Source organism: Ruminococcus flavefaciens ND2009 (assembly GCF_000621785.1).
Taxonomy (GTDB): Bacteria; Bacillota; Clostridia; order Oscillospirales; family Ruminococcaceae; genus Ruminococcus; species Ruminococcus flavefaciens_C.
The window spans coordinates 1-1,170 of record NZ_JHXI01000037.1; the positions used below are offsets into that span (position 1 = coordinate 1).

General features: G+C 42.3%; 1 protein-coding gene. It reads left to right on the forward strand.

Translation table 11 applies throughout. The annotated features are described in order from the left end of the window. Window positions 1-1,170 (forward strand): amino acid adenylation domain-containing protein (locus tag T488_RS0106745; protein ID WP_028520113.1); only part of this gene is annotated, 1,170 nt, incomplete at both ends.

Consider the following 1,170-nt stretch of genomic DNA (forward strand, 5'->3'; position numbering starts at 1 on the left):
CTCGTATTTGAAGACAAGGAACTGACCTATGCAGAGCTGAATGCAAAGGCAAACAGCCTGGCGCATAAGCTGCGAGAGATGGGAGTGAAGCCTGAGGATTTTGTTGCGATTATTGCTGATAAGAGTATCGAGATAATAGTTGGAATTTACGGAATCATCAAGGCAGGCGGAGCATACGTTCCGATAGATCCTACATATCCTGAGGAAAGAATCACATATATGCTTGAGGATTGCAAGCCAAAGTGTATACTGAAATTCACAGCTGAGTCCATAGAACTTGGCAGTGAAATACCTGTGATAGACCTTGCAGACAGCAGCATTTGGAATGGAAATACAGATAATCTTGAATATGTAAACAATGCCGAAGATGCATTTTATTGTATCTATACATCAGGAACAACAGGACAGCCAAAGGGCGTTGTTGTGATCAACAGAAATGTTGTAAAGCTTGTAAAGAACTGTGATTATACTGTACTTGATGAAAGCAGTGTGATACTTCAGACAGGCCAATTGATGTTTGATGCATCAACGTTTGAAGTATGGGGAGCGTCACTTAACGGAGGAACACTGCACCTTATCAGTAAGGAAAAAATGCTGAACGCCGCAACCTTCAAGAAGTATATGGAGGATAACGGTGTAAATACATTGTTTATTACAACAGCACTTTTCAATCAGTTTATCAGCGAAGATAAGACTATATTCAATTGTCTGAAGCATTTAATGTTCGGAGGAGAGGCAACATCAGAGCGGCATGTGGAGATGCTGAGAACACAGAACACAGGACTTGACTTCAGGAATGTATACGGACCTACAGAGACAACAACCTTTGCGGCACATTACATCATTGATAAAAAGGCAGATAAAACACCTATCGGAAAGCCGATTTCAAACACACAGATGTATATTCTGAGCGGAGAAAAGCTGTGCGGAATCGGAGTACCGGGCGAGCTTTGTATATCAGGAGACGGAGTAGCAAGAGGGTACCTTAACAGACCAGAGCTTACAGCGGAGAAGTTTGTAAAGAACCCATTCGGTGAAGGAAGTATGTATCGTTCAGGAGACCTTGTAAGATGGCTTCCTGACGGAAATATCGAGTTCCTTGGAAGAATAGACGAACAGATAAAAATACATGGCTTCCGAATCGAGCTCGGAGAGATCGAAAGCAGGATA